The 7977-nt window shown below is 69.0% G+C and carries 7 protein-coding genes and 2 pseudogenes; 6 read left to right on the top strand and 3 right to left on the bottom strand.

The features are described 5' to 3' along the window. Window positions 1-105 precede the first annotated feature (105 nt). Entirely contained in the window at window positions 106-3288 is a 3183-nt protein-coding gene (locus ABTZ94_RS34635; protein ID WP_351206956.1) for an AfsR/SARP family transcriptional regulator, read from the bottom strand. Between the two features lie 281 nt (window positions 3289-3569). Between ABTZ94_RS34635 and ABTZ94_RS34630 the strand changes: the two genes are divergently transcribed. From ABTZ94_RS34630 to ABTZ94_RS34605, 6 genes and pseudogenes are all read left to right on the top strand, one after another. After that, window positions 3570-4034, top strand: coding sequence for a hypothetical protein (locus ABTZ94_RS34630; protein WP_351206954.1), 465 nt, complete (start codon window positions 3570-3572; stop codon window positions 4032-4034). After that, window positions 3998-4987, top strand: coding sequence for a hypothetical protein (locus ABTZ94_RS34625; RefSeq protein WP_351206952.1), 990 nt, complete (start codon window positions 3998-4000; stop codon window positions 4985-4987). Before ABTZ94_RS34630 ends, ABTZ94_RS34625 begins: the two co-directional genes overlap by 37 nt. Window positions 4988-5222: 235 nt before the next feature. Continuing rightward, a complete protein-coding gene (locus tag ABTZ94_RS34620) occupies window positions 5223-5411 on the top strand; it encodes a hypothetical protein (RefSeq protein ID WP_351206950.1) in 189 nt (62 codons plus the stop codon). 125 nt (window positions 5412-5536) lie between these two features. After that, window positions 5537-5896 carry a hypothetical protein gene (locus ABTZ94_RS34615; protein WP_351206948.1) on the top strand — a complete coding sequence of 120 codons (360 nt, stop codon included), beginning with the start codon at window positions 5537-5539 and terminating at the stop codon, window positions 5894-5896. Window positions 5897-6026: 130 nt separating this feature from the next. Beyond that, window positions 6027-6322: pseudogene (locus ABTZ94_RS34610) on the top strand (transposase); the annotation flags it as partial. 75 nt (window positions 6323-6397) lie between these two features. After that, a pseudogene (locus tag ABTZ94_RS34605) lies at window positions 6398-6597 on the top strand (protein kinase domain-containing protein); the annotation flags it as partial. Between the two features lie 50 nt (window positions 6598-6647). Here the strand turns inward: ABTZ94_RS34605 and ABTZ94_RS34600 are convergent. After that, window positions 6648-7070 (bottom strand): hypothetical protein, encoded by a 423-nt coding sequence (locus tag ABTZ94_RS34600; protein WP_351206946.1) that lies wholly within the window; start codon window positions 7068-7070, stop codon window positions 6648-6650. Then, complete coding sequence (locus ABTZ94_RS34595) at window positions 7007-7780, bottom strand: fibronectin type III domain-containing protein (RefSeq protein ID WP_351206944.1); 774 nt, start codon at window positions 7778-7780, stop codon at window positions 7007-7009. Before ABTZ94_RS34595 ends, ABTZ94_RS34600 begins: the two co-directional genes overlap by 64 nt. Window positions 7781-7977 lie beyond the last annotated feature (197 nt).

Below are 7977 nucleotides of genomic sequence, written 5' to 3'. Positions count from 1 at the left end.
GAGCCATGAATCCCACCGCAAGACCGCACGAGCCCGCACCGTCGAGGACCTCATCGCAGCGTAACCAACCGGCCACCCGACAGGCTCTGAGGCCGCACAACCGTCTCAGGCGTCGGACAGCAGTGCGCGCAGGCGGTCGGCGTCGGGTACCTGGAGCCGTTCGTCGATCGTGAGGGCCTGGCAGAGGAACGCACGGCCCTCACGGGCGGACCCCAGGCATGCGAGGGATCGCCCGGCACCTTCGAGGGCGCGGGCCTCATCGTAGGGGGAGCGGATCTCGCGGGCCAGGGCGAGAGCCGCCTCGTAGCACTCCAGAGCCTTCTCCGGGGCTTCCTCGGCAAGTCGGACGTCGCCCAGGATGACGAGGGCGGTCATCCTGCCGCCGCGGTCCTGTGTCTGCGTGCAGAGTTCCACGCTCGCCAGGGCGAGGCCGAGGGCCTCCGCGTGCGTGCCGAGGGCGGACGTGGCCTCGGCCAGGTGCATCGTCGCGTAAGCGCGCCCGAAGGGGCTGCCCAGTTCCTCGCAGATGGCGAGCGCCTCGCGCAGGCCCTGCGCGGCCTCCGCGGGACGCCCGAGGCGCAGTTGCACCCGGGCCAGAAACGTGAGGGCCTGCGCCACGCCCATTCTGCTTCCGATCTCTCGGGACAACCGCAGGGCCCGCGCGATGGTGCCGGCGGCTTCGTCGTACGCGCCGAGCAGTCTCAGCACGTCACCGAGATCGGTGAGAGCGTTCGCCACGCCCAGCGGAACGTCGAGACGCTCATAGAGCGCGAGGGCCTCGCGATGGCGGGCGACGGACTCGGTGTACCGGCCGGTGGACCTGAGGATGTCGCCGAGGGTGGTGAGGGCACCGGCCCGGGTGACGTCCTCACGTTCCCGGCTCAGCTCCAGGGAGCGCTCCAGACTCGCGGCTGCCTGTGCGTAGTCACCAGTGAGCTGCTGGACATGGCCGAGTTCGATCCAGACGGCGGCCTGCCCCTGCGCGTCCCCCACGTCGACACAGCACGCGAGCGCGTCACGATGGCTGCCCATGGCGTCACCGAACCTGCCGGTCAGCCGCTGGACCCGTCCGAGCCCGTTCAGCGCGATCCCCTCCTGGCGGCGGTCCCGCGCCTCACGAACGAGCGTCAGGGCCTGCCGAAAACCCGCCTCGGCCTGCTCGTAGTGGCCACGCAGGCACTCGATCATCGCCTTGTTGTGATGGGCCACGGCCTGCATGGTGAGGTCGCCCGTCACCAGGGCCGCATCCAGGGCCGTCCGGTGCAGCGCCAGCGCATCGAGCCAGCGGCCGTTTCCCCGCAGGAATTCGGCCATCGCGGCGGGCAGGTGCGTCGCGTGGGCCATGTGCCGTCGATCGGCGGCGTACTCGACCGCCGCCCGGAGGTTCTCCCGTTCGGCGTGCATCCAGGCCGTGGCGTCCTCGGCATCGCGGAAGACGGGCAGAGTCGGGGGGCGGCGCGCTATGCGGACGAGGTCCGGGGCGGTGAAACGTGCCATGTGGCGGTCGGCCTCGGCCGTGGCGTGCAGGTAGTAGTCGAGCAGGCGCTCCCCAGGGGCCGTTGTCTCCTCGGCGGCACCGGCCCGGGCGCAGGCGCGGACCAGGTCGTGCATGCGATAGCGGCCGCGCGCCCGTTCCTCCAGGAGGTGCCGGCTCTCCAGGTCCTCCAGGAGTGCGCGTGCGGAGCCGAGAGAGATGTCCTCGATGGCCGCGGCGGCGTAGGCGTCGAAGCAATCCCCCGGCACGAGCCCGAGCCGATGGAACAGCCGTCGGCTCCGAGGGGAAAGGTCCTGCAAAGAGAGATCGAAGGCAGCGGCGACGGAGGTGTTCTCCGAGGCCAGGGCGTCGAGCCCGCCGTGAGCGGCGCCGAGGTCGCGTACCAGGTCCGCCGGGGACCAGGTGGGACGGTGACGCAACCGGGCGGCCACGAGCTGGAGGGCGAGCGGCAGGTGGCCGCACAGGGCGGCGAGTTCGCGGACCGTCGGGTCGTAGGCCGTGACGTCCGGACGTGCCGCCCTGGTCACGAGCAGGTGCACGGCCTCATCAGGCATGAGCAGTTCGAGGCTCAGTGGCGTCGCGTCGGTCAGGGCCTCGAGCCGGCGGCGGCTGGTGACGAGAACCATCGAGCCGGGCGTCCCGGGCAACAGCGGTTCGACCTGATCGCTGCCGCGGGCGTCGTCGAGCAGGACCAGGACGCGACGGCCGGCCACGCGGCTGCGCCAGAGGCCGGCCAGCGCGGCCGGGTCGGTGGGAATGCGCCGGGGGCTCTCCCCGACGGCGAGCAGCAGGGTGGTGAGCGCGTCCGCCGGATCTACGGGCGACGTTCCCGGCGTATGGGCGTGCAGAGGCAGGAATATCTGGCCGTCGGGGAACGCGTCCTTGAGCCGGTGCGCGACGTGGACGGCAAGCGCCGTCTTGCCGATCCCCGGCATGCCGTCGACCGCGTGGATACCCACCACGCCGGGAAGGGTCTCGGGGTCGCACACGGCGGCGGTCAGCAGGCGATCGATCTCCGTGGTCCGGCCGGTGAACACGGCTACGTCCCGGGGCAGGGCGTTCGGCACGGCGAACTCGAAGGCGCCTGCCGAGGACTGTACCGCCGCGGCGTCGGGCGGCTCGGGGGCCCGTTCGTCGTCCAGCGCTTCCTGATAGGCGACACGGACCGCCGGTCCGGGCTCGACCCCCATGGTGTCGACGAGGGTGCGACGTAGGCGGTGATAGACCTCCAGGGCCTCGGCCCTTCTGCCGACGCGGTGCAGCACCTGGAGGAGCTGAGCGTGCAAGGACTCCCGTACGGGAAACTCCTGCGCCAGGCGCGTGAGTTCGGCGAGCAGCTCGGCGTGGCGGCCTTGGCGCAGTGCGGCGTTGCCCCGCAGCTCGACGGCCTGCAGGCGGGCCTCCTGCCACTCCGCCACCTGGGCCACGGCGTCGAGGGTCAGGGTCGGGAACTCCGCCAACGGGTCGCCACGCCACAACGACAACGCGGCATCCGCCTCGCGGCCCGCACCCTGCCAGTCCGCTGCGAGCCGAGCGTCGTGCGCCGCCTCCACGTGCCGTGTGAAGCGCACGTGGTCCAACTCCTCTTCCTCGACACCCAGCACCAGACCGCCCGCCACGCTGCGCACCCGCGAGACATCGCCCAGTGAACGCCTCAGTCGCATCAGATGGTTGTGCAGCGAGGCCCGAGACCTGGCCGGGGGCCGCCCGTCCCACAGGAGCGCTTCGAGCCGGTCGTAGGAGACGACCCGGTTCGGGTCCAGGAGCAGCGCGACCAACAGGGCTCTGGCCATGGGGGAACTCGGCGCACGGTCCACTCCCCCGTCGTCGTGAACCGTGAGTACGCCAAGAAGCCCGAACCTCATGCCCACCCCCGTGTGAACGCGGGGACCATCCCCGCTCGTCATCGTAGCGGCGCGGTCTCCGGAGGCGCGCGGGGTCACCATCGGGAACGCGCTCCGGGCGGGTGCCCGCGCAGCCAGGCGGCCTCTAACACCGCCTGTTAGTCAGCTGTTAAGGAGCACGAGAAAGATCGGTTCCATCGCTTCGAGAAACATCGAATCAGGGGGAGTTCGTGCGTAAGATCAAGCGTGCGGCTGCGTTGTTCACCACTTTGGCCGCAGTGACAATGGGGGCCATCGCCGCTGCTCCGGCCGCTTCCGCGGGAGTGGGGCCGGCGTGTCCCAATGACGGGTACAACCACAACTGCCTCAACCTGTTTTACAACAGCAACTTCGGGGGCGCGGGCGAATCGTTCTGGGACACTCCCATTCCGAACTTCGAGCCGTACAAGTTCGAGTGGCCCGGGCTCACGGGGGCCGGCCTGGGGCAGAGCGTCAAGAACCACGCGGCTTCCGGCTACACCAAGACCATGGGGTGGCCCTCCAAGACGTGGGCGACCATCTACTTCAACAGCAACTACGGCGGGGCGTGCGACGCGATCGCCCCCGACTCCAAGGCGTACCAGCTCCACTACACCTACAACAACAACGCGTCCATGACGTGGGCCTACACGGGAACGTGCTACCAGTTCCAGTGAGGATGATCCCAGTCCTCCGGATTATGCTGCCGGCCCTGTCGCTCATCAGCATGAGTGCGTGCACCCCCGAGTCCGGATCCGTGCCTCGGGAAACCACGAGTACGGCATCGGTCGCTCCCGCTTCTCCGGAGACCCCGGCAGCGCGTGAGGCGTCCTCTCCGACCTTCGGTCTGCCGCTCGCGACATACAGTTTCACGGCGGCTCAGCACGCCAGGATCTCGACCGCCGAGGACGCTCTGATCAACGCGTGCGTCCGTAGGTTCGGCATCGTTGCCCAGGCACCGGTGTATGACACGTCCGCACAGCAACCATCGGATCGGCGGTACGGCCTGCTCAGGCGCCGTGAGGCCGAGGTGGAGGGCTACCATCTCCCGATTCGGAAGACGCCGCAGAAGCGGACGAGGATCGACGACGATCTCATGCTGGTTCTCCATGGCACGACGACTCCGTACGCACCGGCGGGGACAGCGACGCCGCCCCCGTCATCCCTTCCTGTTCTTCATGGACGGCAGATCCCGAAGGGGGGTTGTACGAAGGAGGCGAACGACAGGATCCACGCACCCTTCGCCTACCCCGAGGGCTCGGAGATCGCGAGCCTGATCAACAGTCGCGCCAACCGGGAATCGACGCAGGACGCGCGCGTGCGGGCGGTCTTCGCCCGGTGGTCCTCCTGCATGAAGTCGTCGGGCTTCTCCTACGCGACCCCGATGGACGCCATGGCTGACCATCGGTTCCTCGGCCCTGCCGTTTCCACGTTGGAGAAGCGAACGGCGGTCGCCGACGTCACGTGCAAGGAGTCCGTCCAGCTTCCCCAGGTGTGGCTGTCCGTCGAGTCCGAGAAGCAACAGTCTCTGATCCAGCAACACCGTAAAGCCCTCGACAAGTTGTACCTGATGCATCAGAGGAAGATGAAAGCGGTTGACGACATCCTCGCCACTACGGCCGGTCACTAGAAGGGGAATTGGAGGGCCGGAGTGGATGTGACGGACTCTCGTATCAGCCGACTCTTGGGCGAGACGGCTGAAGAATTCACCGTGCATGCCGATTCTCTCGCCCGTGCCGGACTGCGTACGGGCGGGCGATGAGGAAGAGGCGAGTTCTTGCCTCGTCGGTCGTGGGTGTCGCCGCCATCGCGATGAGCTTCTGACTGTTCATTCGCAGAGCCTGACGTGGACGCCTGCGCCACCGATGGACGAACGGGTCGGCGCCTGCTTCCGAACCCCCGACAAAGTACACAACCTCGACGGCTGGTGGTGGGGCGACGTCCGCTACACCCCCTCCCACTCCGATGACTGCTCGGGCGCCGACTATGGCACCCACGACGCCTGGTTCCCTGGAAACCAAGGCAGCGACAACTACGTCCAGAACGGCCTGTAAGACGCTTCCGCCAGAAGCCGACCGCCGGTCGCTCCCCCTCCATCGTCTCTTCGACGACGCATGGTTACCCCGCCCCAAGCCGACGACTTCGTCATGTCGTACGGCTACCTCCGGAAGGAAAACCCATGACCATCAAGACCAAGCTCGCCAGGATCGGTACCGTAGCCGCCACCGGCGCGGCCCTCGCGGTGCTCGGCTCCGGCTCCGCGTTCGCCGGAACCAATGGCCAGCAGCTGCGCTTCTACGACACCCAGGGCAGCACTTACTCCATCCAGGTCGCCGGATGGAACCACGCCGGCCAGTACATCAGCGCCTGCTTCAGCACCCCCGTCAAGGACAACTACATCGGCGGCTGGTGGTGGAAGGGGGACCTGCACTGGGTCGGTTACTCGAGCTCCGGCTGCTCCGGCAACGTCACCGTCAGCGAGAGGCAGGACTACGTCGAGCCGAACCAGGCCGACGACTGGTGGTTCATCCACAGCTGACACGCCCGAGTCGTGAGGGCCCTCTCCAAGAATCGGACGCTGTTGGTCAATTCGGGGCCCGCCGTGACGTCAGCTCCCAAGACGCGGTTGTGGTCTTGGGAGCCGACGTTGTCGTATGGGGAGGGTGTCGATGCCGATGCAGCCGAGGGATCCTGGTGAGGTCCCGGTGGAGACGGTGCGGGTGGCACGGGCCGCCTTCCCGAAGGACAGTCTTGCGATCCGGGTCCGGGACAAGCTGGGGGGCCTGTTCAGTGACGGGCAGTTCGCAGCTCTGTTCCCGGTGCGAGGGAAACCTGCCTGGTCACCGGGCCGGTTGGCGCTTGTGCTGGTGTTGCAGTTCGTGGAGGGGCTCACCGACCGGCAGGCCGCGGAGCGGTTCGGGCGAGAATCGACTTCAAGTACGCGCTCGCGCTGGAGCTGAGCAACACTACGAACCACCGCCGGCCCCGACACCGGCGCTGCTCACGTACAAGATGAGGCAGCTCGAAGCGATGAGCCCATCAACATCTCGCCGCCCACGGCCCGCTCACCGGCGGCACCCTGTACGCCTTCGCCACCGGCACCGCCCAGGCCCTCGCCGCCATCCACGCCGCCGGCGTCGTCCACCGGGACGTGAAACCGCAAAACGTCATCTCACCCCGGCCGGCCCCCGGGTCCTGGACTTCGGCATCGCTCATGCCGCTGACGGCACCTCCGTGACCTCGCAACCTTGTGGGAGGCGCCTGGTCGGCTACGCCCGCGTGTCGAGCTGTCAGCTCCGGGCGTCGGAGCGGCGGCGTTCCAGGGTGAAGGTGTCCACCGGGGTCAGGTCGCCGTGTGGGCCGTCGAAGGTGTAGTACGTCACCCGCATCCGGGTCCGGCCGCTGCGGCGGTCGCCGGGGTCGACGTCGAAGGCGGCGAAGCCGTGGGTGTTCTGGCGGTCCTGGACGGCGGCCCACGGGGCGTCCTCGGTGAGCCAGATCGACTCACGGTACGGCACGGGTGGGCGCGGCTTGACCTCCAGAGCGACGACCACGCGGCCCTTGGGCTGTTCGAAAAGGTCGTCCTGGGAGGTGGCGATGTTCCCACCACCGCCGATGATCATATGGACAGTGCCCAGGCCGGTGTCGATCAGGTCCTGCCGTGTCGAGGTCGGGATCGGGGTGCGGGTGTCGTTGAGGAGAGCGCCACGCACGGGGTGTGAACGCGTACCATTATCCCCCGGGTCTCCTCGTCGAGCGAGGCCGTGGAGTCGGGCAGTGTGAAGTACGTCTGGTAGCCCGCGGCACCGATCGGGCCGTTGCCGCGCTCGTTCTCGCCGTTGCCGGCGCACGGCATCCACGGGCGCAGGCGGGCCGAGCGGCTGTTGTTGATGAACCAGTCAGCCCAGGTCGCGACCCGGCTCTGCCCGCGGCGGCCGCCGTACGACGCATAGCAGAGGTCCCCGTTGACCAGGTTGAACAGCGGCCCGACCCGCTCGACGGCCGCCACGATGTCGGCGGACGCGGGCGAGCCGACCTGGCTGCTGGTGTACATCGGGTACCGGCCGAACGGCGAGGGGACACCGTCCGGGAACTTGATCTGCCGCCGGAGGTTGGGGGTGGCCTGGTCCCCGAAGCTGGTGAAGGTGAAGGCGGCGCGGCCGCGCGACGCACCATCCTGGCCGGCGGCATACAGGTAGGTGGTCGCCGGACGGAGTTCGGACAGCCGGGCGTGGTGGACGTCCACCTCCTCCTGGGAGAGCGCGTCCCGGTAGGTCCGCGTTTCGGCCTCGATCACCCGGCCGAGGCCGCCTTCCGGCAAGCCGAGGCGGACGTGCGGACGCCGGACCGACTGCGGGGTGATCCAGGAAACGATCATCTCGGACGAGGCATCCGTACCGAACTGGAGGTGAAGCCCGCTCACGCTCGGCGCCCCGAGCCGGTGCGGAGTCGCCTGGAGCAGCGGGGTGGGTGCCGGCGCCGATGCGGACTCCGGCTGCAGATCCGGTGCGGGGGGCGGCCGGGCGGGGGCCGCCCCGCCCCACACCCCCCCGGCCCCCGCCCCCCCCGGGGCCCGGGGAAAACTCCCAACTTGCCCTGTGCATTAACAACCCGTAAAAC

Origin of the sequence: Streptomyces sp. NPDC002785 (assembly GCF_040295565.1) — a bacterium.
GTDB lineage: Bacteria > Actinomycetota > Actinomycetes > Streptomycetales > Streptomycetaceae > Streptomyces.
The sequence above is the reverse complement of the archived record's forward strand: the minus strand, read 5'-3'. Positions and strand labels throughout refer to the sequence as shown.